The organism is Chlamydia psittaci 6BC (assembly GCF_000204255.1).
In the GTDB taxonomy this organism is placed as follows: Bacteria; Chlamydiota; Chlamydiia; order Chlamydiales; family Chlamydiaceae; genus Chlamydia; species Chlamydia psittaci.
This window is the reverse complement of record NC_017287.1, coordinates 1,145,691-1,171,667: the sequence shown is the minus strand read 5'-3', so window position 1 is coordinate 1,171,667 and position 25,977 is coordinate 1,145,691. Positions and strand designations below refer to the sequence as shown.

Here is a 25,977-nt window from a genome sequence, read left to right as displayed (position 1 = left end):
AATATTACTTCTTCTTCTTTAGGGGGTATGGAAACTGTTTAAAACTCGGTTTATAGAGGGAAAACAACGTGGTTAACATGTTTAAAACTTTGTTAAAACATTGTTCAGTTTGTAAATAAATCGAGATTTTGCATGTTTGTGAACACAAGATCAACCATTTTTCAACAGGATTTTTAAGTAAAAACGTTTTGGTTTTTTTCTAATCCATGTGGCAGTCTTTTTAATTTTTGAGGTTTTTCATGTTGAGCAGAGATGATGAGTTTTCTTCAGAACAAAGGAAGAGTTTGTCTCATTTCGTTACCAACCTAGAAACAAACATTTTTGCTTTGAAGAATCTTCCTGAAGTGGTGAAAGGAGCCTTATTTTCTAAATATTCTCGGTCCACATTGGGTTTACGTTCTTTACTTTTAAAGGAGTTCTTAGAAGGTGAAGGGGGCGATTTCTTAGATAGTTCCGGAGTGGATTTTGAAGTCGGAATACATAAAGCAGCTGATTTTTATAGACGAGTTCTTGATGGGTTTGGAGATGATTCTATAGGTGAATTAGGTGGTGCTCATCTTGCTATAGAAAGTGTTTCTATGCTTGCTGCAAAGATACTAGAAGATGCTCGTATAGGAGGGTCTCCTTTAGAAAAGTCTTCTAGATACGTGTATTTCGATCAAAAAGTGAAAGGGGAGTATTTATATTACCGCGACCCTATTTTAATGACCTCGGCCTTTAAAGACGTGTTTTTGGGGACGTGTGATTTCTTGTTTGATACGTATGCGGATTTGATTCCAAAAGTACGTACTTATTTTGAAAAGATCTATCCGAAGGAATCCGAAGTATCTCAGTCTGCATATACCATTTCTTTAAGAGCTAAAGTTTTAGATTGTTTGCGGGGACTTCTTCCTGCTGCAACCCTAACGAATTTAGGATTCTTTGGTAATGGAAGATTCTGGCAGACCTTATTGCATAAAATTCAGGGACACAATCTCACGGAAATTAGACAAATTGGCGAGTCTTCTTTAACCGAACTCATGAAAATCATTCCCTCTTTTGTTAGCCGTGCAGAATCACACCACCACCACCATCAAGCTATGCTAAGCTATCGACAAACTCTCAGAGAACAATTAACGAGCTTGGCTGAGAAATTTAGTGGGGGATCGCATCCGTCTAAACAAACGGGAGTACGCTTAGTTTATGGAGATCCTGAAGGCATATATAAAGTAGCTGCAGGATTCCTTTTTCCTTATTCAGAACATACCTACGAAGAGCTTATCAATATCTGTAAATCTATGCCTAGAGAAGATCTGATCCGTGTTTTAGAAGCAGGATCTTCATCTAGAGAAAATCGTAGACATAAATCTCCACGAGGGTTGGAGTGTTTAGAATTCGGATTTGATATCACTGCGGATTTTGGAGCTTATAGAGATCTTCAAAGACATCGAATTCTGACTCAAGAACGTCAATTACTCACGACAAATCTCGGCTACCACATTCCTGAGCAGTTGTTAGACACCCCTATGGAAAAAGATTTTAGAGAAGCTATGGAAAAAGCTGAAGAAGCTTACAACCAAATTTCTTTAGAGTTTCCAGAAGAAGCTCAGTATGTCGTTCCTCTAGCTTACAACATACGTTGGTTTTTCCATATCAACGGAAGGGCATTACAGTGGCTTTGCGAACTACGTTCACAAGTACAAGGACATGAAAATTATAGAAAAATAGCCATAGACATGGTTAAAGAGGTCATCAGGTTTGATCCCGTATACGAATCATTTTTTAAATTTGTAGATTATTCCGAATGTGATTTGGGTAGGATAAAACAAGAATCGCGTAAAAGATCTTTTTAGCAACTTCTTAAATATAATCTTTACGTTTACAGGAACCTTAGAGGTTGGTATTTTTATTGCTTTCGAAGGCGAAGGTCATAAAATGAAAAACCTTATCGATAATAACTTAGTGAGATTTAAAAATATTTCCAAAACTAAGCAAGGAATTTTTGTGAACTTCAAAGTCAGAGGAGAAAAAGGAGGAGCATCTTTTACAGCTTCTATAGCAGTAGACATAGAATCCGCTGATGTCTCGGCAGGGGATACTTTAGAAACTATTATTGAAAGGTGTGCTCAGATAGGCGTTGCAGAATTTAAAAAATGTGAGTTCCAGTTTGAAGGAATAACCTGTTTGTAAACTAGTATTTCCTGGGTGTAGCGCAGCCTGGTAGCGCACTTGCATGGGGTGCAAGGGGGCGGAGGTTCAAATCCTCTCACCCAGATTTTTACATACGCATTAGTAATCTCGAATACCCACATATTCTATAAGCATTTCTAATTCTGAAGTGTCTTTTAACCCGTGTTGCTTAAGATGGTTTATTAAGCTAAAGCACTGGTCTTTGGAGCTCTTTAAAAGGTCTTTGGCAGCATCCACACCAAATAATAACGCGTAATTTAGCCCTACATCTTGATCATCTTGATGTATATCCAAAATATCATCTTTTATTTGAAAAAGCAGACCAAAGGTTTGAGAGAATTCTCGTACTTGTGGAACACATTCGGGTGTTCCTCCTCCAAACAACCAACCGGAGACACAAGCGATTTCAAACAGGGCTCCTGTTTTTTTATGAATGATAGATTGCACATGTTCAGGACCCTCATTATTGAAGAACATATCTTCATATTGTCCTCCTAAAACACCGTGGACGCCAAAATTTTTATCGGTGATATCAGAAATCATATCATAAGCATAATCTACTTCTTTAGAATCGACACCTGCTGATTTGAGTTTTTTTGCATTTAAACGAATTCGCGAATATGCAGCAGGAATCAAAGCATAAGATGCTAATAAAGCAGAAGCTTCATCGAAAGCTTTATGTACTGTAGGACGCCCACGACGCTCATCATCATCATCCATACAAGGAAGATCATCAGCGATTAACGTGGAGGTATGGATGAATTCTATAGCTAATGCAGAATCTAAAACATCTCTACCCATATCGAGACCTTTAGCAATCATACATACTAACATAGGGCGAATGCGTTTACCACCGCTTGTTAACGCATATTCTACAGGCGCTCGTATAGAGAATCCTTTAGGACCAAACTCATCTAAAGAATCCTCTATACCAGTTTCTATCATTACGCGGTAAGCTTCGAAAATATCCATAACGACCATAGAATTTGCCTTAAACTAGATAACTTTTCCGGGATAAATTGTTGTATGAGCTGGAATACAATGCCCAGGATTAATAACAGTGTTGCAACCTACAGAAACGTTTTTACCAAGAAAGGCACCTACTTTTCTTAGTTTGGTATCCACACGACCTTCAGCGCAATTCACAGAAATGTTTTTCCCATCAAGGCGAAAATTCGCACAACGCACACCTGCACCGAGATTGACTTCTGAACCTAATACAGAATCTCCAATATAAGCGAAATGACCAGCTTTGGCATAATGACCAAAATAGGCTTTTTTTACTTCTGTACAGTGTCCAATAACACAACCTGTGCCTGTGATCACACTCCCTCGTATATAAGCTCCGTGACGGACTTCTGTTTGTGGGCCTATGATGCAAGGACCTACAATATAGGCTCCAGACTCTACATAAGCTCCTTCAGCAATTTCTATGCTTTCTATATTTTTTAAAAAAGCTCCAGATTCTACAGTTCCATGAATTCCTGAGAACACATGCGTGGATAATTTTCTATCTATTAATGCTAAAATATCCCAAGTATAATACGCTTCTGTAATGAGTTCAGGAAAAGAAAAATCTTCGGGGGAAAATAAAACAGATGCAAGTATCATGGCAGGTCATAGCTTTTTAGGATATTGTCTAGTTATGACGATTTAGTGACAAGGAGTAATCAAAAGCTGTTAGAAGGATAGGGAGGTGTGGGTTCTTCGCTTGATTCTGGAGGCAGGTTATCATTTTCTGAAAATAAATAACCAACACCGCGAATTGTAGAAATTTTAGAACCATAAGGCCCAAGTTTTTTTCTTAAAGAAGCGATATGTACATCGACATTTCTAGCTATAATTTCTTTGGTGTTCCCTTTTATTTCCTCAAGCAGGTGTTTTCTTAAACACAACTGACCACGATTCATAAGTAGTTTTTTTAATATTCCAGCTTCTGAAGGAGTTAGATGGGTGGTTCCTTGAGGTGATTCTATAGAAAGATTTAAAAGATGGAATGTTCGATCACCAAAAGATATGGATTCAGGAATGGCATGTTCGAAATGATGATGATTGCGTAAAAAAGCACGAATAACAGCATCTATAACTTTAACTGTTATAGGGCGAAGTAGATAACCGCTCGCACCGTTATTCAGAATTTTTACAATAGCCTCTTCTTCAAATACATCAAATAATACAACTAAATCTGTTTCTGAAGAAATTTTACTAGAAAACATAGCTTCAGGGAGAAGTAAGTATTCACAGAAAATTAAATCAGCTTCAGGAGTGTCAGTAAGCGTAGAAGAGACAACAATGTTATACTCTACATTCTGAGCAAACTCTTTTAGTTGTAAAGATATACTACTGTCTTCGGTAACAAATAATATAATTTTATCCGTAAGCATGAGCAAACAAGGTAGGCTATATTATTTGAGTAACTAATACAAAATCTTTTATTTTTCAAAGACCCTTTACAATTTTTTAATTTTTTTCTGATTAAAAATAATTTTGCATAAAGACAACCCTGTATATATAATTTAACTTTAACATGTTAAAAATTAATTAAAAACGACGGTTTCGAAAAGCCGGCAGAGGCTCTGATGGTTCGCTATATCCTGTTTTGCGCATTTTTTCTTTCATGCTTTGCCATGGGAGGGGGGCTTTATTTTTTATGTTCCTCGCACAACCCTTCAGTGACATCATCAGAAAGCACACAAGCTGCTACACTATGGGTTAATGGTCAAAAAGAACAAGTAGAGTCTTTTTTACAACGCTTGCTCCCGAGTCAACAACGCCAGTGTCTTCTTTGTTTCCAAGGATTTATTCTGCAAAAGCAGAAAAACATGAGCCAGTCAGAGAAAGTCTTTTCTAAGATTTATAACGAAGTAGAAAAAACGCAATTCTTATTTAAAGAAGAGGTGATAGGAGGGCGTATTCTCAATGCTTTTTTCTCTGAGAATATAGAACAAATGGAGGTGTTCGTTGATACTTTGTATCAGCAGTTTCCCAAGTCTCATTATCTTCCTTTGTTTGAGTTTCTTTTAAATTATAAGCAAAGACATTTTGATAAAGCTTTACACGCATTATCAGTATGGAGGAATCAAGTAAAAGATACCGAATTTTCATTATTAGATTTAAACATACAGCAACTGGTTTCCGACTTCTTTTTAGGTAATATAGAAGCTCATTGCTTGATAGAACTCGGGGAATTTTCTTCAGGAAGAACTATTCTTCATCGTACCATCGAAAAGTTACTAAAAAGAGAATGTGATTGGAATTCTGAAATTTACGATTATGCTGTTTTAATGCTTAGTAGAAGTTACTTTTTAGAATTAAAACAGTCGAATTTTTGTAGGATTTATCCAGATTACTATGAGATGATTCTTTTTTATAAGAAGAAAGTTCACGCTGTGGATCAAAGATCCTACGAAAAATTTATTCCTCAAGAAGAATTATTTTCGATGCTTGTAGAACATCTTTTTATTGTTCCTCAAGAACGTCTATCTCCTTTAATGCAGATAATTAAGAATTGGGAACGTTTTTACTTTGATCCTAAATATGATTTGGTAATCCAACCGTTAGTAGAGAAGTTTTTTTCGCATCCTGAACAGGTTACTCAGATATGTAACTCAATTGTTTCTTTTGAGATAGAATCGCTTAAGAAACGTCTTGTAGATACCTTTGGAACCATTCTATCAGCAAATGTACAAAAGGTACAAACCACAAAAGCTCAACAAACACTCTCAGTGTTAAAAATTTTAGATGCGGGTTTATGGGTAAGCGAGAAGTTGATCATCTCTCCCGAGTCTCTTAAAGATATTATTGCTAATGATGATCTAAGTTACACTAATCTAAGAAAGTATCTCAATCTTTGGGAGGAGATACAGTCTTATGACATAGATAGACAACAGCTTGTGCATTATTTAATGAAAGAAGCTAAGCAGTTATGGCATCAGGGAAATTGTGATGATAAAGCTTTGAATTTGCTCCACCTCATTTTACAGTTTACCGACTATGATATAGAAAGTGAGAACCTTGTTTTTCTATTTATCAAGCAAGCGTATAAGCAAATGTTGTCGGGACATGCGATTACACGTTTACTGAAGTTAGAGGATTTCATCACAGATGAGGGATTAACTCCTATCACCATATGTGAAGAGGAGATAGCAAATTTTTTAGCCGATGCAGAATTCTTATACATTCAAGGTGAGTATCATAAATGTTATTTTTATAGCTTATGGCTTACCAAAATTGCCCCCTCACCATTAACCTATCGTTTGTTAGGATTATGCCTGTTTGAAAATAAGAGTTATTTAGAAGCTTGGGATTGTCTAAATGCTTTACCCTCGAATGAGCGTTTGTATGATTCTAAAGTTCAGAAAGCACTAGCATTATGCCAAAAACATCTACCCAAAGATCTCGAAACGAGTTATAAAAAGGGGTAAAATGCATAGAGTTCATGCTTTCGTTAAGCCCGGATGTTTCTCACCTTCTTTATGATGTAGTTCAACAACAGATTGTTCTACCTTTGGACCTAGCTTTTGCGAAGCGCCATATCTCTCCAGAATCAAAAAAAGCGTTTGCATTTCTGGCTATTTCTTCTGCTCTTTGGCGTTGTGGTTATCCCTTTCTTAGTATAGAAAATGAGCGTTTATTCCCTTCAGTATCCGGAATTTCTGAAAAGCTGTTTTATGAATATTTTCAGGCTCTTCCTCACGATGTTTTGTCGTCGTTGTTTGTGATAGAAAATAATAAAATTTATTTAAAATCTTTATATACAGTTCGTGAGAAACTTTTTAAAAAACTCTCTTTGTTGTCACAAGCTTCTAATCGGTACAGCCTGACTACAACAACTCTGTCGAGTTTATCTCAGGAGCAAAATGAGGTTTTTCACAAAGCTGTTAACAGTTGTTTTTCTTTGATCTGTGGTGGGCCGGGAACAGGGAAGACATTTCTTGCTGTACAGATAATCATCGCGTTAATTAAGCAGTATCCTAAAATCCGTATTGCTATAGTCTCTCCTACAGGAAAAGCAACCTCTCATATCCGTCACATACTCTCTAAACATCATATTTCTGAGTCTAGTGTCACAATCCAAACAATACACCGATTCTTGCAAGAACATGCGTATCACCAGTGCGCTTCTTTTGATTTATTATTAGTTGATGAGGGGTCTATGGTGACATTTAGTCTTCTGCATAGCCTAGTCAACACTTTATCAGGGGAAAATAAACACGGGAAAATCATTGCTGATAATTTAATTATATTGGGAGATGAGAATCAGCTCCCCCCCATAGGTGTTGGCGCCGGAAATCCTCTTCAAGATTTGATAGCACGTTTCCCTGAAAGAGCTCTACATCTTCATGTTTCTCACAGAGCTAAAACAAATAGAGTTCAAAATTTTGCTAGAGCTGTTTTAGAAAGACAAGCCATTCCTTTTACCCCTTTGCCTCCTTTGCTCACTGCACTTTCTATGATTAAAGAGGCGTTTATAAATACCCCCTCATCTCAAACACAATTGTGTGTTTTAACTCCTATGCGACATGGTCCTTGGGGATACCTACGCTTAAATGAACTGCTCTTTCATGAAATACAAAAAACACATCCAGAGTTACCCATTCCTATTATGATAACAGAACGTTATGAAGCTTGGGGGCTATTTAATGGTGATACGGGGTACCTTTGCCCAAAGACGCAAAAGTTATTTTTTTCTCACTCTCGCTTTATCGATGCCAAAGAGTTTTCTTATTATACCTATAACTACGCTATGTCAGTGCATAAAAGTCAGGGAAGTGAGTACGAGGACGTCATTGTTATTATCCCTAAAGGGTGTGAAACTTTTGACATTTCTATTCTTTACACAGCGATCACACGTGCAAAGAACAACATAGATGTGTGGGCTGATCGAGAGACGTTGTATAAGATCATAAAAAAACCCCATAAGTATACTTATGGGGTAGATCGTCTTCTTTAGAAACAGATCTTATAAACTCATAGAATCTTGAACAAAGTTTAGAACGGCAGACATCAGGAAGAAAGAACCAATAATGAGAGCAGATTGAGGTCCTAACAACGCAGGAGCAAAATTAGCAAATAAACAAAGAATATCCGCGACTAAATCGACAAAATTGCACAGTAAGGAGAAGAATTTCTCTCTTAATGTTACACGACGTTGGACAAGATCTTCGTAAGAAGGATCAAAGTCTGTTGAGCGTAAAGTAGAGACGATGCTGATAACGTCATCAACAGCGCCGCAAGCAGAACTAATAGCGGATAAGCCGGTAGAAATACCGCCTAAACCTTTCGCATGTTTTGCTAAATTTACAAGTTTCAAATCAGAGAGTAAGCAAGCGCTTCCTGTCGCTTTAGAAGCTAAGCGAGTCACTTTGCTTGCAATAGCAAGAGGCGATCTTAGTATACGACTGGAAACAATTTCTACTTCCCCATTGGGTTTTTGTATATTTTTGGTAACTATTTTGAAACTTCCGGTAGCAGAGTCTACTTCATAGAACATAGCACCTGTTAATAACTGAGAGACCAGGGTTACTGTATCTACACAGCTGTTTAATCCTACAGCTATTCCACACGCATTTTCTAATGAGGTAAGTCGCATTAGAGTGTTGGTGTTCTCTGGATTTAGGGATGCTTTAGCAATCATTGTAGAGGAACCTAAAATTCCAAACACATCTCCCAGAAGACTAATACTATTATGAAGTTTCGTAGCATTTAGTCGAATCTGATCACAACACGTTGTTAAGTCGGGACAAAGAGGAATGTTAGATAGAGTGGGACAACATCTACTAAAGCAGGAAGTAGTCATAATTACCTATAAATTAAAATTATATTTTTGCATTAGCTCGTAGGGTAGCACGTGATTTGATACGAGCGGCTTTATTTTGTTTAAAAATGCCCCTTTTTACAGCTTTGTCAGCTACGCTGTAGACTAACTGTAATCCAGAAGCAATGGTTGTCTGATCACCAGCTTTTAAGGCTGCTTCAAATTTCTTCATCATTGTCTTTGCTTTTGACTTAAAACTTTGATTGATCAAATAACGTTTTTGCGAAGTTATAATACGCTTTTCTGCAGAAGGCCGCTTTTTTGGACCGCCCTTTTTAGTTGTTTTCTTGGGTGCCATTGTTACTCCAAAAACAAGTCTTTTTTATTTGAAAGAGTCAACCTGTCTTAACATTTCAGTTAAGATTTGATAAGTGAGGTACTATGTTACAATAAGGGGGCGATTGTAAAAGAAAGAACAATAAAAAGAAATAAAAACAGAGGAAATGGACTGTATTTTATGGGAGAGATAAATAAACTTTTATGCAAACATAAAAAATAGAATTAATCGCATGGTTTTTTCTAAAAAGACTCGAAAAGTAAAGCTAACTTTATGAGTTCATGAGAAAAGGATGAGAATTTTTATGTTGTTTGTGAAAAAATTTTTTCACCCAATAGCTCGGTATCATAACTACCTCTTCCCTATAGTTGCATTTCTTCTTCCCCTCGTTTGTCTACCTTTTTTGTCTGATTCTCAAAAAAAATATAGCTACTTTGTTTTTTCTATTATTTCCTTGGTTGGATGGTTTTTCTCTATCGGACTTAGAGAAAAGCAGTTAAAAACAGCAGCGGGTCAACTTTTACAGACTAAAATTCGTAAAATTATTGAGAAAGATGAGGGGTTAAGAAAAATCTGTGAGTCAGTTGAAGAACGCCAATACGAAAGTCAACAATTGAGGTCACAGAATCAGAAACTCCTGAATCAACTACTTCACGTTCGTGGAGTATTTATGAAAACCAAGGCAGATATGCAGAAATTGGAGGGGTTAGTCGCTCATTTAAGGGAAGAGAACCAATGTCTGCAGTTACAATTAGATGCCTTATCTCAAGAGTGCCGTGAAAAGGAAGAAGAAAGTCGGGAACTCAATCGAGAACTTGCTGAAGCTTTAGCTTATCAGCAAGTACTTAATGAAGAGTACCAGGCAACTTTTACAGAACAGCACAACATGTTGGATGTGCGACAAGTCTACATTGGAAAGTTGGAATCCAAGGTGCAGGATTTAATGTGTGAAATTCGCAACTTGCTCCAGCTGGAATCTAATATGGTAGAAAATCTACCCAGAAATGCTAAAGCGAGTTCGCAAGAATTGCCCAAGCAACTTCTTTCGGAGTTAAAAAAAATCGCTTTTAAAATGGAAAATATAGAAGTAGCGTCTTCTTTAACGGCTTCTCGTTATATACGATCTGAATCTTCTGTGCACAACTACTCCTTGGAATGTCGTCAGTTGTTTGATAGTCTTAGAGAAGAAAATCTTGGAATGCTTTTTGTGTATACTCCGCAATCACAAAGGGCAGTTTTCGCCAATTCTTTATTTAAAACTTGGACGGGATACGGGGTAGAAGATTTTTTAAAAATGGATGAAGATGTCGTTGTTTCTGGTTTACCTCAATGGGAAGCAGATCTTCGTCTTTATGATCGGAAAGAGCGATCAGGAAAAATAATAATCAAAACAAAAAACCATGGTCAAATTCCTTTTTACTATTGTTTAACTGTTTTAAATAAAGGCCCACTACACAATCATGTTTTGGGTGTTCTTTATCCGGTGCGTATAGATGCTCTTCGTGGATAGACCTATCATCGACCATGCTTATTAAAAATCCCTAGATTTCCTATCTTTCTTTGGCTAAACTGTTACCCAAAGGCTAGGGCCCTATTATTTTGTTGCAACCCAATAATTAAATGCTCATGAATACACAAAATGGCCAGGCTATGGAAGCGGCTCATGAAGAAGAAGCTCAGAAAAAGTTAGAAGAACTCGTTTCTCTTGCTAAGGATCAGGGCTTTATTACTTACGAGGAGATCAATGAGATTCTTCCCATGTCTTTCGATACGCCTGAACAAATCGATCAGGTGCTGATTTTCCTTACGGGAATGGATATTCAAGTCCTGAACCAAGCAGATGTAGAACGACAAAAGGAAAGAAAAAAAGAAGCCAAAGAGCTAGAGGGCTTAGCCAAGCGTACAGAGGGGACTCCTGATGACCCTGTGCGTATGTATTTAAAAGAAATGGGAACTGTTCCTCTATTAACTAGAGAGGAAGAGGTTGAAATTTCTAAAAGAATAGAAAAAGCTCAAGTTCAAATTGAACGGATTATCTTACGTTTTCGTTATTCTTCAAAAGAAGCTATTTCTATTGCGCAATACCTCATCAATGGAAAAGAACGTTTTGATAAAATTATTTCAGAAAAAGAAGTCGAAGACAAAGCTCACTTCTTAAAGCTGCTTCCTAAGTTAATTAGTTTGCTTAAGGAAGAAGATGCATATCTAGAGTCTTTGCTGTTGGCTTTAAAACAAAATAATTTATCGAAAGAAGAGACTGCGAAATTAAACGACGATTTAGAAAAGTGTCGTATTCGTACGCAAGCTTATCTGCGTTGTTTCCATTGTCGTCACAATGTTACCGAAGATTTCGGTGAGGTTGTCTTTAAAGCATATGATTCTTTCTTACAATTGGAACAGCAAATCAATGATTTGAAGGTTCGAGCAGAAAGAAATAAGTTTGCAGCAGCAAAATTAGACGCTGCTAAGCGTAGATTATACAAGCGAGAAGTTGCAGCAGGAAGAACTCTGGAAGAGTTCAAAAAAGACGTGCGTATGCTGCAGCGTTGGATGGACAAGAGCCAGGAAGCTAAAAAAGAAATGGTTGAGTCCAACCTTCGTTTAGTGATTTCCATAGCTAAAAAATATACAAACCGCGGCCTTTCCTTCTTAGATTTGATTCAAGAGGGGAATATGGGCTTGATGAAAGCTGTAGAAAAATTTGAATATCGCAGAGGATATAAATTTTCTACTTATGCCACATGGTGGATTCGTCAAGCTGTTACACGTGCTATTGCAGATCAGGCACGAACCATCCGTATTCCTGTGCACATGATTGAAACTATAAACAAAGTTCTTCGTGGTGCTAAGAAATTAATGATGGAAACGGGCAAAGAGCCTACACCAGAGGAATTGGCCGAAGAGTTAGGATTAACCCCTGATCGGGTGCGGGAAATTTATAAAATTGCTCAGCATCCAATTTCTTTACAAGCAGAGGTTGGTGAGGGAGGCGAAAGCTCCTTTGGCGACTTTTTGGAAGATACTGGTGTGGAGTCTCCAGCAGAGGCCACAGGCTATTCTATGCTTAAAGATAAAATGAAAGAGGTGTTAAAAACCCTTACGGATCGTGAACGTTTTGTTTTGATTCATCGTTTTGGTCTTTTGGATGGCAAGCCTAAAACACTAGAAGAGGTGGGTTCAGCATTTAATGTGACTCGAGAGCGTATTCGTCAGATTGAAGCTAAGGCTTTGAGAAAAATGCGTCACCCGATTCGTTCAAAACAATTGCGAGCTTTCCTCGATCTTTTAGAAGAAGAAAAAATCACGGGTAAAGCAAAGAATATCAAGGGAAAATAACTCGAATCATTTTATAACTTTTAGGTGTCGCCGCAGAATCGCATCAACTCATTATTCCAGATTTTCGTGTATGGGTGCGTCTTGGATGTTCTCCAGAGGAGCGTTATTTTAAGCAGCCCATTTTAGTTTCTGTCGTCCTTTCTTTCTTTAAAGAGCCCTCTGTTTGTGTTTCAGATGATCTTGGGGATGCATGCTGTTATGTTGAAATCACTTCTTTAATAGAAGAAGTAGCCTCTAGTAAGCCTTGTGCTTTAGTAGAGCACTTATCTAAGATTTTAATGGATGCTTTAGAAGCAAAGTTAAAAGACAAGGTTTCTAAAATAGATTTAGAAGTGCGTAAAGAACGCCCTCCTGTTCCTAACTTACTGAAGCCCATTTGTTTTAAGATAAGTAGGGAAATTTCACTATGATAACCAAGCATTTTATTTGTTTATCTCTAGGTTCCAATCTAGGAAACCGTTTTGAAAATTTTCGTAGAGCATTTTCTCTTTTAAAAGAGTTGGGCATAGAAGATTTACAAAGTTCCATAATTTTGGAGACAAAGGCTTTATTGTTGCCTGACTCACCAAAAGAATGGGACTTGCCTTTTTTTAATTCCGTACTTATTGGAAGGACTGCACTATCTCCAAAGGAGTTATTGTCAGGGATCAAACATATAGAACGTAAGCTTGGTAGAGATCCTAATGCCTTACCTTGGTCTCCTAGGATTCTGGATGTGGATATTCTGTTATATGGTGATGAAAATTACCAACAGGATGACATCATCATACCTCATCATAGGATTTTAGAAAGACCGTTCTTACTTTCTCTTGTGGCATCGTTATGCCCTACTAGAAAACTCCATCAACCAGATTCTGAATTTCACTTAAAAACGTTTGGAGAAATAGCCCATTGTCTACCTTGTCCTCAGGAGATTATTCTGAATAGCTTTTCTCCTACTACTTTTTTAATGGGCATAGTGAATGTTACGGATAACTCCATTTCTGACGGGGGATTATATATTGATCCTTCTAAAGCTGTTGCTCATGCAGAGCGATTATTTGCTCAAGGGGCTTCCGTAATAGACTTTGGTGCGCAAGCAACTAACCCTAAAATTAAGCAATTGATTGACGTAGATCAAGAGTGGGCCCGTTTAGAGCCGGTACTCAAGCTTTTAGCGGAAAAATGGTCAGGATGTATGCAATATCCAGACGTTTCCTTGGATACATTTTATCCTGAGATTATTAAGAGAGCTTTAGAAATTTATCCAATTCGATGGATAAATGATGTTTCTGGCGGCTCTAAAGAAATGGCTGAGATTGCCAGAGATGCGAATTTATTATTAGTTATCAATCATTCGTGTTCTCTTCCTCCACGTCCTGATAAAACGTTAGCTTTTACCACATGTGCTTCAGACCAGTTGCTAAGCTGGGGAAAGCAGCAAATTGAAGCTTTTGTTGCTTTGGGATTGAGCAAAGATCAAATTATTTTTGACCCAGGAATAGGTTTCGGAACGACTCCCATACAAGCATTGAATGTATTACACAGAATGGAAAAATTCCGAGAGCTTGGTTGCGCTACGTTGGTAGGGCACTCAAGGAAATCGTGTTTCTCTTTGTTGGGGAAATATGATGCTAAAGATCGTGATTGGGAAACTGTGAGCTTATCGGTTTTGTTACAACAGCAAGGCGTGAATTACTTACGTGTTCATGATGTTGAAGCAAACCACAGGGTCTTATCCGCAGCAGCATGGCCTGGGGTTTATGTGTAAAATACTCGGTATAGTTGCTTGTGACCCCCGGGGAGTCATGGGAAAGCAAGGAAAGCTTCCGTGGAACTATCCTGAAGATATCGAATTTTTTTCCAAAACTATAGGAAATCATGTCCTAATCATGGGGAGAAAGACTTCTGAGGGTCTTCCTGATAAGTATAAGAAGAACCGGAAGATTATTGTCTTTTCCAGGGATTATCATGAAAGTTTCGAGAATGTAATCTGGGTATCTTCTTTAGAGGAATTTAGACGTTTAGAACAACTTTCTTCTATTTTTCTTATTGGCGGAGGAGAATTGTTTTCTTTATTTTTAGAAAATCGGATGGTGGATGGGTGTTTCATAACTCATATTCACAAGTGTTATGAGGGTGATGTTTTCTTCCCTCTATCTTTAATCAAAGGGTGGAGGAAAACTGTTTTAGATGAGAAAGAGAACTTAACATTTTGTTTTTATGAAAATTTCGCCGATTGTCACTCGTAGAGTTCATGTTCATGATGATATTTACGAAATTTTAGAGGAGTCTCTTCCGCAGTTGGCGGAGAATTCGATCATTGCTTTATCTTCAAAAGTTTTGAGTCTTTGTGAAGGTGCTGTTGTTGATGTAAAAACAACAACTAAGGAAGCATTAATTAAAAAAGAATCAGAGGCTTATATTTATTCCGAGCTTCATGATATGTATCTCACTAAGAAGCAAGGAATTTTGATTCCTTCAGCGGGGATTGATGAATCCAATGCTCAGGATTACTATGTTTTATATCCGCGAGATTTATTAGCTTCAACAAATGCTTTAGGCCTATGGTTGAAGGATAGATATCGCTTAGAAAATTTAGGAGTGATCATAGTAGATAGCCATACGACACCTATGCGTCGAGGTGTTTTAGGATTAGGATTATGTTGGTATGGATTTTCTCCTCTATACAGCTATATAGGGAAGCCTGATTGTTTTGGCCGTCCCCTACGTATGACGCAAATTAATCTTTTAGATGCTTTAGCAGTTTCTGCTGTACTTTGTATGGGAGAGGGAAATGAACATACTCCTATAGCGCTTATAGAAGATGCGCCAAAAATTACTTTTCATTCTTTGCCTACGCTACAGTCCGATTTATCCGCATTAGATATTAATGAAAAAGAGGATTTATACGGTCCTTTGCTTCGTTCTGTAGCTTGGGAGTCTACATAATTTTAACTTTTGGGAGACGTTAATGAAACCTTGTTTGGATTTACTAGATAAAAATATCAATCAAAAACACATGTTAAACCATACTTTCTATATGAAATGGTCTAAGGGAGAGTTAACAAAAGATCAGCTAAAAGCATACGCAAAGGATTACTATCTTCATATTAAAGCTTTCCCTCGTTATATTTCAGCAATTCATAGCCGCTGTGATAATTTAGAAGCACGTAAGCTACTTCTTGAAAACCTTATGGACGAAGAAGCTGGAAACCCTAATCATATAGGTCTATGGAAAAATTTTGCTTATGCTTTAGGTGTTACTGAAGAAGAGTTAGAAAATCACGTTCCTAGTGCAGCAGCTCAAAAGAAAGTAGACACATTTTTACGCTGGTGCTCTGGAGATTCATTATCAGCTGGTATTTCGGCTTTATATACTTATGAAAGCCAAATTCCTGCAGTTGCAGAGTCAAAAATTTCTGGATTAAAGCAATATTTTGGTTTTACTTCTCCTGAAGGGTACGAGTACTTCTCAGTACATAAAGATGTTGATGTAAAACATGCTCGTGAGGAAAAAGTGTTAATCGAAACACTACTTAACAATGATTGTAATAAGATATTACAAGCTTCTCGAGAAGTCTGTGATGCTTTGTATGAGTTTTTAGATGGTTTCTTAGATGAGAAAGATTCTTGCTCAACAATTTCTCCCGCTTCTTCGACCACTTCAGATTCACAACCTTCTTCATGTGGTTGTCATTGCCGTCATTAATTAGCGGTTTCTCCTTCTCTTGATATGTAATCAAGAGAAGGGGATGAAAAAATTTAAGCTACAGGTTGTACAACAGGTTCTTCTTTTTTCTCTTCAACTGTAGTTTTTGAGGAAGCAGTTACTTCAAAGATACGTTTTTCTAATTCTTCGAGTAACTTCTTATTTTTCTTGAGTTCTTCACGAACAGCTTCTCTTCCTTGTCCTAATTTACGATCTTGATAGTTAAACCAGGATCCTTTTTTCTCTACGATATTATATTCTACAGCTAGATCTAAAATGCATCCTGCTGAAGAGATACCTTCGTTAAAGAGAATATCAAATTCTGCTGTTCTGAATGGAGGTGCGAGTTTATTTTTAGCAACTTTTACTTTGATCCGGTTTCCAAGATCGAAGCTTTCATTACCTTTGATCGCTCCTATACGACGAATATCCATACGTATTGATGAGTAGAATTTTAAAGCGCGTCCGCCTGTTGTTGTTTCGGGATTGCCGAAACTTACACCTATTTTCTCGCGGATTTGATTAATGAATATCGCGCAGGTTTGACTACGTGCTAATGTTGCTGTCAGCTTACGTAATGCTTGAGACATCATACGTGCTTGTAATCCTACATGTACATCGCCAATATCGCCTTCGAGTTCACTTTTAGGAACCAAAGCAGCTACAGAGTCTATGACGATAACATCCACAGCTCCTGATCTTGCTAGTAACTCAGCTATACTTAAAGCATCCTCACCACAATCTGGTTGGGAGATCATAAGATCATTGATATTCGCTCCTATAAGGGAAGCATAACTAGGATCTAAAGCGTGTTCTGCATCGATGTAAGCAGCAACGCCTCCCATTTTTTGCGCATTGGCCACAATGTGGGTAGCGAGCGTGGTTTTCCCCGAAGATTCAGGGCCAAAGATCTCCACAATCCTGCCTTTTGGAACACCTCCGATGCCTAATGCTAAATCTAAAGATAAGGCCCCCGTTTTTATAGTAGAGATCTCATGAGATGCGGAGTGCTTCCCTAGACTCATAATAGATCCAGAGCCAAATTGTTTTTCAATATAGGCAATTGCTGCTTCTAGTGCTTTTTTACGATCAGGTACATTCATTTAAATAGGTGCTCCTTTTTTCCACACTGTCTATGCAATAGTCTTGCATTTTGGACTTTGAGAGAAGAATGGGTAAGCTTCTTCTCATAACTTAGCTAAGAGATGTCAGAGTGGTGATTTTTGATGATAGATGTATGCTTGGCTTTTCTTTTGATTTTTATGGATAACCCAATTTTTCACACCAGTCAAGATAGAAAGCAGTTGTAAATGTAACATTTTCTGTATCTGTAGGTTTGTTGCAATTATTAGGTAAAAGATTTTTCGTAGTTCACCTTGACAGTGGATTGTCATCATACACAGAGGGTGTGTTATTGACAATTCACAGATTTTTCAATGTGAAGACAAAGGTCTTGGTCATGAGGGAGTAAAAAATCTCTAGAAAGTATTTGTACACATGTTTCTGAGAACAATATTAAGCTAAAAATAGTTGAGATAAGGGAATATCATGAGATTCCCGAGGGAGAATAGGAGTTTTTTGTTCTCTAAATCCTACGCCTATAGAGATCAGGTGTGGGTAGTTTGCTAACCAACGATCATAACAACCACCACCATAGCCCAGACGGTAGTTATCGTTATCAAAAGCTAAACCTGGAACAAGAACATGTGTGATGTCTTGTGGTGAGATACAGTGTAAATTGAACTCAGAGATACGCAAGGGGTGTACTATCTTTGAGAGAGTGTTTAGGGAAGAAACCAGGACAGGTGTCAGTTCATGATTATCTATTTTAGGTAGTGCTAGGGAGAAGTCTTCGATCAGAATCTGATTGGCCAAATTTATGTTAATTTCTGATCGAAAAGGAACAAAGGAAAGAACACAACTTCCTTTGGGTAGTAGACGAACAAATGCAGCTATTGCTTGAGAAGCTTGTGATAACCGAGGTTCTTGTATAGATTGTCGTAGCGAAGAAAAAAATTCTCGTTGTTTGTTTTTGTCGGTAGTTACGGAAGTATCCATAGCTAATTAACTAAGGGTTTGCCATCTTGATAGGGGATTTTTTTAGTAATCGTTCCTGAAGATGTGAAAAACACTGCTGTGCCACAACCTTTATCTATCTTAGAATAAGGATGTCGATCCCCAGGGCGGAAATACTCGCCTTTTACAAGCAACTCGTTGTCATATTCTTCGGTAGCCATGATCTGCCCCTCAGGATAATACAACGTTAACAGACCTGATTTTTTATTATTTATCAATTCTTTACAGCTTTCTAAAGATCCGTTGGGATACCAGGTCTTTACGGGGCCTTGTAAAATGCCGTGATTCCAAGTTAAAAGGAGTTTAGATTTTCCAGAATCGGGATAGAAAAATAGCTCTTCACCATGTTTTACGCCTTCAGACAATGTGTATGTTTGAAGAATTTGATTGCCGAGACTATCTTTCAGCACAGTCACGTTTCCATGAGGCTCTCCACGAACGAACGCTCGTGTTTCTACAATCGCGTGTTTTCCATAGATAGCTTGTGTTCCGTTTCCGTTGGTGATTTCAGAAAATATTTGATGAGTTTCAGGATCTAGGTAATAGCCTTTTAACAATAGACCATTATCGTATTCTTCTTCAGAGAGCACCGTATTAGAACGTTCTTCATAGCGTATGGATATGCTGTGCTTTTCCCCATCTTGATATGTTTGCTTTTTTAGTAGGAACCCTTCAGCTGTATACGTGAGAAAATCACCGTGAGCGCGGCCTTTGTGATAAGAGCACTCTTTCCAAACCTGACCATTAGAATGGTAGTAATATGAGGTTCCTTGGAGTAAACCCTTGTCATAATTAATAGCAGCTTCCAGTATGCCTTCGTCATTGTGCGCGAGAGTCGTTCCATGGAATAACCATCCTGATTCTGCTGAAGGATGCAGATCTGCAATTCCTCCTATGACCTCTGCTTGGATTTTGATTTTTCCATTACTATGCCATTCTCGATAACGTCCACAAGCACGGTTATTCACGCACTCAAGATACTGTTTTAATTGTCCGTTGGGGTGGTATGTTGTCAAACAAGAGACATTTTCTCCTCGTGCGTTTTTATACATACGCATGACTTTTTGATAAGGTTGAGGAGAGAGAAAATCTACTTTAGAGTATTTTTTCAGCTTCTCTTTAGAGCAAATTGTCTCCGATAAGCCATTCCTATCGATGATGTTAATTCCTGTGAGTGTGAGTTTCTCATAAGTTCCAGAGGCATACCCTGGAGTCATACAAGCACAACATAGAAGAAACAAACATAAAAATTTTCTTATAACCATCGACTTATAGCCTCAGCATTTATAGACCACACCTGATTGTTTAATGGTGTAGTATGTTTTGTCATTTCCCAATGTGTAAAGAAGGCCAAAGGTGCCTTAGGGTTATTGGCATCAAATAGATAGAAAAGTTCTTCAACATTATCACTATCAGCTTCTACGGGATTTTCCAGACGTAATGATATCAGATCATCGGCAATCTGTCCGATAAACCATATCACCTGATTGTTTGATGAGAGAAACATTTGTTTCCTGCACCACACTTCTTTACTCTGAGAAATCAAGGAATTTTCTTTGAGGGAGGCTAACCGGTCTTGCTCCCTACCTAATAGGCGAATTTGCTTACTTGCTTGGAGGAGTTCTTGGGGCTGGATATTTTTATGACGTCGTTTGAGGTGTTCATTCTTGTTCTTAATTAGGTCGAATTGATCTTTCATCAACTTTAAGGTAAGAATGTGCGAGTTTAGAGATTCCCAACGCTTTGTTGTCCGGGCATGTTTATAGACAATCCCTATAACAGGAAGGCAGCTAACTAAACTCAAAGCAATAAGAGCACAAATTAAAGACCATTTTTTCATAGGACTTCCTGGGAAACTATAGTGAATTGTAACTCAAAAGTGCGTCCGCTAGACGATGTCTGCATGATGTTAGAGAGTTTAGGGTGCATAGATATTTTGCGGAGGAATTCGGATACGTCTTCGGGATTTCCTTCTCCCTTGACAGAGATATTTGCTTTGTAGGGTAGGGTAGGATTTTGCTGCGAAGGAAACGATACCAAGGAATAACAGAAGTACGAAAGTTTCACGGAGGGGGTATTCTGCGACATCGAAGAAAGAAACAGCATAGTTTCTTTGCTTGTGGGAATTGTTGGGAGATAGGGATACTCGGAGTGAGAATTCGAAGATACAGCAGTACGCAGAGCTTCTTCTAAACCACAAAGAGATTTAGGGATTTTTGGAGTTTCCGGACACGCTAAAGCAAAGTGTTCCCGCACGCGGTGAGAAAGAGATGCCAGTTTTAAAGTAGAACCTATACCTACGATTGCTGAGGATAGCAATGCCAGTTTCCCTATAACCAGAGCGGAGCGTTTAAACCAATGCTTTTGAGATTCCGCGCAGTTAAACACGGGGTTGTAGGGTAAGACAAGAGTCCTTTTTGAGACACCGTGATATGCTGTGATAATAGCATCACCGTAATTTGCCCATTCTTCTTCCTCCAAACCAAAGGTTGTCGTTTGGCAGGCAATCAAAGGGAGAGAGAGTTTATTTTCTAAAGATTTTTTTAATCCTTCAGGAATATGTACGGTGTGAATAGCTGATAGTTCTATAGAAGGATACGTTTCTTTTACGTAATCTAGCGTTGTTACAATATTCTCGCAGTTGTCCTGGGCGTTACCAAATGACCTAGAGACTAAAACCGAGCCATTTTGGACAAAAAGGCATGAGGTCTCAGAAGAACCCGTGTAAACTAAGAAATACGCAGGAAGAGCTTTTAAGGGGGTCTGCTGCACAAAAGAGAAGATGTCTGCAGGTTGGCAAGATAGTCTATCAGGAAAAATACGCGCTTTATGTAGAAGGGCTACCTCACGTTCTGCTCTGGCTTTTTGAGTTACCCAAAGGGTAACAGGAGTTTCTCCCGACTCATTTCTTTTCCCCAACTGAGGAGCAACAACTAACGAATTCCAAGGGAAGGGTGCGTTGGTTTCTAGATCTGTTAAAGCTATTTTTAAAATATTATTTTTATTTCTTAATGAAGACAGCGAACTTCTAATTAAACTATCGGTTCCTCTTAACGAAAATGTGACAGATGATGTTAAGTATTTTTTTGGAGGCAACCATTCTTGATCTTTAGAAATCTGCTCGCAATGGGAAACTATCCATCCTTTACATGTTTTCTGCAAAATTGCTATTTTAATAGTGTGGTTTGCATCTAGGGCGACCCCTATGTGGTATATGGGCAGTTTAAAATCCATAGTACGGTGTTCTTAAAAAATAAAGGTAACCATTTTAAAGAATAAATGGCTGTTTTTCAAGAAAAACACATATTAATTGTTTATAAAGGGGAAAGGAATGTTATCTTATTTTTTGAAAGCAGCTATTAATGTTTATAGTTTTTTAATCTTAGTGTATATTCTTGCCTCTTGGGTTCCTGAATGCCACAATGCAAAATGGTATCAATACGTATATAAATTTGTAGAGCCTTATCTAGCTTTATTTAGAAGATTTATTCCGCGGATTGGCTTTATTGATATTAGCCCTTTAATTGCTCTACTCTGCTTAGAGGCTGTTCCTTTTATTGTGTTACGAACCCTAAGGTTTGTTATTCTTAATATTTTTCAGTCTCCATGGCTTCTTCAATACGTATAGGAAATATTTTATTAAAATCTCCTGTAGTTTACGCGCCTCTCGCAGGTTTTTCAGATTATCCTTACCGGAAAATGTCATCATTTTACGGTCCTCCCGCGCTAATGTTTTGTGAGATGGTTAAGGTTGAGGGTTTACACTACTCTCCTTCACGCACTCTCAAGCTTTTAGAGTACTCTGAATCTATGCGCCCCATTGGGGGACAACTTTGTGGTAGTAAGCCTGAAATGGCGGGAGAAGCTGCCAAGGTTTTGGAAGGTCTAGGCTTTGATTTAATCGACTTAAATTGTGGTTGTCCTACAGACAGGATCACAAAAGATGGCAGTGGGTCAGGATTGTTAAAATCTCCAGAACTTATTGGGAAAATTTTGGAGAAGATCATAGAGGCGGTCTCTATTCCTGTTACTGTAAAAATACGTTCCGGGTGGGACTGCAACAATATTAATGTTGAAGAAACAGTACGTATTATAAGAGATGCTGGCGCAAGCGCTGTTTTTGTGCACGGAAGAACACGAGCTCAAGGTTATGTTGGCCCTAGTAATCTTGAATACATAGCGCGAGCGAAAGCTGCCGCCGGTAAGGATTTGCCTGTATTTGGGAATGGGGATATTTTTTCTCCAGAAGCAGCTAAGCTGATGATGGACTCTACGCAGTGCGATGGTGTACTTGTTGCCCGCGGTACTATGGGAGCTCCTTGGATAGTAAGACAAATAGAAAGTTATCTTGCGAGCGGAACATATCAAAAAGTGCCTTTTTCTAAGAGAAAACAGGCTTTTATTCAGCATTTGCAGTGGGTCGAGGAATACTATCAAAGTGAAGCAAAGTTTCTTTCTGAAACGCGGAAACTTTGTGGCCACTATTTAATATCCGCTTCTAAAGTGCGTTTCCTTCGCTCAGCTTTATCTAAAGCTACATCAGTGCAAGAAGTTTATCAGCTGATTGATAACTATGAAGAAGCTGATGATGAGCACGAGGATTAATCAGATTTGAATAAATGCTGATTGAGTAGTTTTGGCAATTGGAACATATCTACAGGTTCCGGGCCAATAATTGCTTCAAACTTCTCGTCGGGCAGCAACATCTTTTTATTCTCAGGGGATTGTAGATTATGGTCCTTGATGTATTGCCAGACTTTCTTTGTGGCTTCTCCACGTCCTACAGGTTCCGGGCCAATCATCAGAGCTAGTTGAGGAGATGGTGTAAGTAAAGCTCCTGCTTTAGGGGTTTTTGGAGTCTTTCCTTCGCTTTTCTTTTTTTTAGCAGTTGTTTTAGTCGTTTTGCTGCTGGATTTTGTAGTGGCTTTTTTCTTCCCTGTGGTTTTCTTTTCGTAGGGTGTTTTTGCAGTTCCTGTGTACTTTGTAATAACAGCATCTATAGTGTTGCCTATCACACTGCAGTCAGGATATTCTGAGCAAGAATAGAATGTTTTATTGTAACGAGAACGTTTCTTTAAAATTTTCCCTGAGCAACCAATGGCAGGACAAGGAATAGCTTCTTCTTGTTCTACTTCCTCACCTTTCTTATGAATGGAAATCGTTCCACGGCATTGAGGATAGTTGAAGCATCCTAAAAATGTTCCAAAACGTCCGTGGCGGACTTTCATCTCCCCACCGCAAACAGGGCAGGGGCTATTCCAAGGTGTATCAACAGCATAATCGTCTTTGTTGAAAGCAAGTTCTTCTTCAGAAGTTTTAAAATCACACTCAGGGTATTCTGAACATCCGTAAAAATAACGATTTTTTGCCCAGATTTTAACAAGTTTTCCTTTGTGACATGCGGAACATTCGATATCGGTTATCACGCGAGGGATAACAGCTTCTTTTTCTGCAGTAGTGACTACAGGAAGAAATTGGTCCCAAAATTCTTTAAGAAGTAATTTCCAAGACTTTTTATTATCAGCAATAAGCTCTAGCTCATCTTCCATAAGAGCTGTAAAACCTATGTCCATAATCCGAGGAAAGTTGGTCTCAAGAAATTGCGAGATAATTTTCCCGAGTTCTGTAGGGCGTAACCGCTGATTTTCCTTAATAGTATACTCACGACTTTGAATTTTATTCATAATCGTTGCGTATGTAGAGGGGCGGCCAATGCCGGATTTTTCTAACTCTTTTACTAAAGAAGCTTCTGTAAACCTCGGTAGGGGTTTTGTAAAAGCTTGTTCTGCTGAAACCTTTTCCTTATCTAAAACGTCCTGGGCGTGTAGTTGAGGAAGCGATAGATTTTCTTCTTCGGTTGTATCATCATCCAGCTTTTCTTCGTATACCGCGAGAAAACCTTTAAATTTCAATAATGATCCAGAAGCACGCAAATCTATTTTTACATTCGTTGAAATCGTCATTGCTAATGTATCATAAATCGCAGGATTCATCTGGGAAGCAACAAAACGTTTCCAAATAAGAGAATAAAGCTTGAGTTGATCATCGGAGAGTTTCCCTTCAAGCTTATCGGGAGATAAATGGATGTCTGTAGGGCGAATAGCTTCATGGGCGTCTTGAGTCATCTTTTTTGTCGTGTAGACATTAGGAGACTTCGGAAGGTATTCTTGCCCAAATGTGTTGTGTATATAATCTCTGACGTTATTTAATGCCTCAGGATCAATACGTACAGAATCTGTACGCATATAAGTAATTAATCCTGTAGCATCTTCGTTATCTAACTCGACACCTTCATATAATGTCTGAGCTACTGACATCGTTTTAGAAGAAGAAAATCTGAAATGACGACTTGCTTCTTGTTGCAAGGTGGATGTAATAAATGGTGGCGCGGCATTACGTCGTTTTTCTTTCGCTTCTACGCGAGTCACTCTATAGGAAGCGTCTTCTAACAGATCAACATAATGTTGAGCTTGAGTTTCAGAGTTAATTAATAAAATTTCATCTTCGGTTTTCCCCTTAGGGAGTTCTTTTTCCCACTTTTTCCCGTCAGCAGAATATAGGTGGGCCCAGAATGTCTTAGATGTTTTAGGGTCTTGGAGGAAAACACGCACATTCCAATATTCGGTAGGTACAAAGGCTTCGATAGCTTTTTCACGATCAACGACAAGCTTGAGTGCTACGGATTGCACGCGTCCTGCAGATATACCCGATCTTTGTTGTAGCTTACGACTTAAAATAGGAGAAATTTTATAACCAACGATACGATCTAACAGGCGACGAGCTTGTTGAGCATTTACTAAAGCCATATCGATTTCTCGAGGATGCTTTAGAGCTTCATTAACAGCACCTTTGGTAATTGCATTGAAGGATATCCTTTGGATATGCGTATTTTCAGGAAGCTGATTTGCAATATGCCAGGCAATCGCTTCTCCTTCTCGGTCCGGGTCAGGAGAGAGATAGACAATATCACAACTGGAGGCTAATTTACAAATTTGACTGATAACTTCTTGTTTATCAGGAAGAACTTGATAGTCAGGTTCGAAATCATGTTCGATATCGATACCAAATTCCTTGGCGGGAAGGTCAACAACATGTCCTAGTGAGGAAGCAAAAATAAAACCTTTCCCTAAGAGTTTTTGCAAGGTTTTAATTTTAGCGGGAGATTCCACTACGATTAAGGATTTTTTCATTTATATTAAATGGCGAACTCCGCATTTTACTTGGAGTAAAACCGCCTCTCCTTTTTTATTGTTTTTATTCCCTATCTAAAAAAAATCCTCATGCAAGCAACGATTATTTAATGCAAGCTTTCACTACTGATACGTATTTCAGCTCACTTTAAATAACGGACAAACTAGAAACTTTGACAATAACCTGCTTATATGAAGAGGAAATCTTCAAAATAAAGAAGGGTTATAAATAGGTAATTTTATTTTTTCTCTTAGAAGAAAAAATCGCTGACTATAGAGACTTTCATGTCTCTATAATTTCTATGATTTGTAAAGCTTGATCTTCATATAAACATATAAAAACCGCAAAACTCAAATTCTTCAATAGAGATTAAACCAGAGGGCCTGGCATGTCCTAATCGTTATTCAGTATGAAGTAGAT

General features: G+C 38.1%; 24 protein-coding genes and 1 tRNA gene. 14 read left to right on the top strand and 11 right to left on the bottom strand.

The window, feature by feature from the left end; genetic code table 11:
* The first annotated feature begins 239 nt into the window (after positions 1-239).
* The 3 genes from G5O_RS10225 to G5O_RS10215 all read left to right on the top strand — a co-directional run bounded on the left by G5O_RS10225 (position 240) and on the right by G5O_RS10215 (position 2,254).
* Positions 240-1,832: an FAD-dependent thymidylate synthase gene (locus G5O_RS10225; RefSeq protein ID WP_006343671.1), complete on the top strand. Its 1,593-nt coding sequence runs from the start codon at positions 240-242 to the stop codon at positions 1,830-1,832.
* Positions 1,833-1,914: 82 nt separating this feature from the next.
* Entirely contained in the window at positions 1,915-2,169 is a 255-nt protein-coding gene (locus tag G5O_RS10220) for a hypothetical protein (protein WP_006343670.1), read from the top strand.
* Positions 2,170-2,180: 11 nt separating this feature from the next.
* Positions 2,181-2,254: transfer RNA gene (locus G5O_RS10215), tRNA-Pro, on the top strand.
* A gap of 14 nt (positions 2,255-2,268) precedes the next feature.
* On the opposite strand, the gene G5O_RS10210 is transcribed toward G5O_RS10215, so the two are convergent.
* Genes G5O_RS10210 through G5O_RS10200 form a run of 3 tightly spaced genes read right to left on the bottom strand, consistent with a single transcriptional unit; the run spans position 2,269 to position 4,553 of the window.
* Positions 2,269-3,150, bottom strand: a complete 882-nt coding sequence (locus G5O_RS10210) for a polyprenyl synthetase family protein (protein ID WP_013462767.1) — start codon at positions 3,148-3,150, stop codon at positions 2,269-2,271.
* Between the two features lie 15 nt (positions 3,151-3,165).
* Complete coding sequence (locus G5O_RS10205; RefSeq protein ID WP_006343668.1) at positions 3,166-3,780, bottom strand: LbetaH domain-containing protein; 615 nt, start codon at positions 3,778-3,780, stop codon at positions 3,166-3,168.
* A gap of 59 nt (positions 3,781-3,839) precedes the next feature.
* Positions 3,840-4,553, bottom strand: coding sequence for a response regulator transcription factor (locus tag G5O_RS10200; protein ID WP_006343667.1), 714 nt, complete (start codon positions 4,551-4,553; stop codon positions 3,840-3,842).
* Between the two features lie 195 nt (positions 4,554-4,748).
* Here G5O_RS10200 and G5O_RS10195 point away from each other — a divergent pair, with 195 nt between their 5' ends.
* Both G5O_RS10195 and recD read left to right on the top strand, forming a co-directional pair.
* Positions 4,749-6,593 carry a DUF1347 family protein gene (locus tag G5O_RS10195; protein WP_006343666.1) on the top strand — a complete coding sequence of 615 codons (1,845 nt, stop codon included), beginning with the start codon at positions 4,749-4,751 and terminating at the stop codon, positions 6,591-6,593.
* 14 nt (positions 6,594-6,607) lie between these two features.
* Entirely contained in the window at positions 6,608-8,122 is a 1,515-nt protein-coding gene (recD, locus tag G5O_RS10190) for an exodeoxyribonuclease V subunit alpha (protein ID WP_006343665.1), read from the top strand.
* A 9-nt stretch (positions 8,123-8,131) separates the two neighbouring features.
* Here the strand turns inward: recD and G5O_RS10185 are convergent, their stop codons facing one another.
* Together G5O_RS10185 and rpsT are read right to left on the bottom strand one after the other, a co-directional pair.
* The gene (locus G5O_RS10185) at positions 8,132-8,806 is read right to left on the bottom strand and encodes a hypothetical protein (protein ID WP_006343664.1); all 675 of its coding nucleotides are present in this window, start codon (positions 8,804-8,806) and stop codon (positions 8,132-8,134) included.
* Positions 8,807-8,987: 181 nt separating this feature from the next.
* On the bottom strand, positions 8,988-9,284 hold the full coding sequence (rpsT, locus tag G5O_RS10180) for a 30S ribosomal protein S20 (RefSeq protein WP_013462764.1): 297 nt from the start codon (positions 9,282-9,284) through the stop codon (positions 8,988-8,990).
* A 283-nt stretch (positions 9,285-9,567) separates the two neighbouring features.
* Between rpsT and G5O_RS10175 the strand changes: the two genes are divergently transcribed.
* From G5O_RS10175 to G5O_RS10145, 7 genes are all read left to right on the top strand, one after another.
* A complete protein-coding gene (locus tag G5O_RS10175) occupies positions 9,568-10,773 on the top strand; it encodes a hypothetical protein (RefSeq protein ID WP_006343662.1) in 1,206 nt (401 codons plus the stop codon).
* A 110-nt stretch (positions 10,774-10,883) separates the two neighbouring features.
* Positions 10,884-12,599 carry an RNA polymerase sigma factor gene (locus G5O_RS10170; RefSeq protein ID WP_006343661.1) on the top strand — a complete coding sequence of 572 codons (1,716 nt, stop codon included), beginning with the start codon at positions 10,884-10,886 and terminating at the stop codon, positions 12,597-12,599.
* Between the two features lie 50 nt (positions 12,600-12,649).
* On the top strand, positions 12,650-13,009 hold the full coding sequence (gene folB / locus G5O_RS10165; RefSeq protein WP_028444378.1) for a dihydroneopterin aldolase: 360 nt from the start codon (positions 12,650-12,652) through the stop codon (positions 13,007-13,009).
* Positions 13,006-14,349 (top strand): dihydropteroate synthase, encoded by a 1,344-nt coding sequence (gene folP / locus G5O_RS10160; RefSeq protein ID WP_006343659.1) that lies wholly within the window; start codon positions 13,006-13,008, stop codon positions 14,347-14,349. The genes folB and folP overlap by 4 nt, the downstream gene beginning before the upstream one ends.
* Entirely contained in the window at positions 14,342-14,830 is a 489-nt protein-coding gene (locus tag G5O_RS10155; protein ID WP_013462763.1) for a dihydrofolate reductase, read from the top strand. Before folP ends, G5O_RS10155 begins: the two co-directional genes overlap by 8 nt.
* Positions 14,802-15,530, top strand: a complete 729-nt coding sequence (locus G5O_RS10150) for a putative folate metabolism gamma-glutamate ligase (protein ID WP_006343657.1) — start codon at positions 14,802-14,804, stop codon at positions 15,528-15,530. Before G5O_RS10155 ends, G5O_RS10150 begins: the two co-directional genes overlap by 29 nt.
* Before the next feature lie 22 nt (positions 15,531-15,552).
* Positions 15,553-16,290, top strand: a complete 738-nt coding sequence (locus tag G5O_RS10145) for a CADD family putative folate metabolism protein (RefSeq protein ID WP_013462762.1) — start codon at positions 15,553-15,555, stop codon at positions 16,288-16,290.
* A 53-nt stretch (positions 16,291-16,343) separates the two neighbouring features.
* Here G5O_RS10145 and recA read toward each other — a convergent pair whose 3' ends face one another.
* From recA to G5O_RS10120, 5 genes are all read right to left on the bottom strand, one after another.
* Positions 16,344-17,393, bottom strand: coding sequence for a recombinase RecA (gene recA / locus G5O_RS10140; RefSeq protein WP_006343655.1), 1,050 nt, complete (start codon positions 17,391-17,393; stop codon positions 16,344-16,346).
* 412 nt (positions 17,394-17,805) lie between these two features.
* Positions 17,806-18,348: a 5-formyltetrahydrofolate cyclo-ligase gene (locus G5O_RS10135; protein ID WP_006343654.1), complete on the bottom strand. Its 543-nt coding sequence runs from the start codon at positions 18,346-18,348 to the stop codon at positions 17,806-17,808.
* Positions 18,349-18,350: 2 nt separating this feature from the next.
* Entirely contained in the window at positions 18,351-19,631 is a 1,281-nt protein-coding gene (locus tag G5O_RS10130) for a toxin-antitoxin system YwqK family antitoxin (protein ID WP_014518451.1), read from the bottom strand.
* Complete coding sequence (locus G5O_RS10125) at positions 19,622-20,206, bottom strand: hypothetical protein (protein ID WP_006343652.1); 585 nt, start codon at positions 20,204-20,206, stop codon at positions 19,622-19,624. The genes G5O_RS10130 and G5O_RS10125 overlap by 10 nt, the downstream gene beginning before the upstream one ends.
* Positions 20,203-21,600 (bottom strand): hypothetical protein, encoded by a 1,398-nt coding sequence (locus G5O_RS10120; RefSeq protein ID WP_006343651.1) that lies wholly within the window; start codon positions 21,598-21,600, stop codon positions 20,203-20,205. Before G5O_RS10120 ends, G5O_RS10125 begins: the two co-directional genes overlap by 4 nt.
* Before the next feature lie 97 nt (positions 21,601-21,697).
* Here G5O_RS10120 and G5O_RS10115 point away from each other — a divergent pair, with 97 nt between their 5' ends.
* Complete coding sequence (locus G5O_RS10115; RefSeq protein WP_013462761.1) at positions 21,698-21,994, top strand: YggT family protein; 297 nt, start codon at positions 21,698-21,700, stop codon at positions 21,992-21,994.
* The gene (gene dusB, locus G5O_RS10110; RefSeq protein ID WP_006343650.1) at positions 21,973-22,971 is read left to right on the top strand and encodes a tRNA dihydrouridine synthase DusB; all 999 of its coding nucleotides are present in this window, start codon (positions 21,973-21,975) and stop codon (positions 22,969-22,971) included. Before G5O_RS10115 ends, dusB begins: the two co-directional genes overlap by 22 nt.
* Here the strand turns inward: dusB and topA are convergent.
* Positions 22,968-25,556 (bottom strand): type I DNA topoisomerase, encoded by a 2,589-nt coding sequence (topA, locus tag G5O_RS10105; RefSeq protein ID WP_006343649.1) that lies wholly within the window; start codon positions 25,554-25,556, stop codon positions 22,968-22,970. The genes dusB and topA overlap by 4 nt on opposite strands.
* Between the last annotated feature and the right edge of the window lie 421 nt (positions 25,557-25,977).